This is a genomic window from Streptomyces sp. CB02056, assembly GCF_001905545.1.
Lineage (GTDB): Bacteria > Actinomycetota > Actinomycetes > Streptomycetales > Streptomycetaceae > Kitasatospora.
In genome coordinates this window covers 1-267 of record NZ_LIPD01000023.1, presented here as the reverse complement: position 1 = coordinate 267, position 267 = coordinate 1, and positions in this window count along the sequence as shown.

Sequence of the window (267 nt, the reverse complement as noted above, 5' to 3'; positions counted from 1 at the left end):
GGAAAGCCGACCGGTTGACGGGCCGTAGGCCCGGGACAATGCCACGACAGGGCGGAGCGCAGCGACGCCCGACGCCCACCACCAACCACCCGCACAAATCCCACGTATTCGCCGCAGGCGAATTCCCCCAACCTCGTACCCGCCCGCCCCGGCGTAGCCGGGGCCACGCCACGCACGGTGACGGCGTAGCCGTCACCGTGCGTGGCGGTGCGTCAGCACCGCCTGAGGAGCCGTCAGGCGACGATTAAGCCGTAGGCTTCCGCCCCC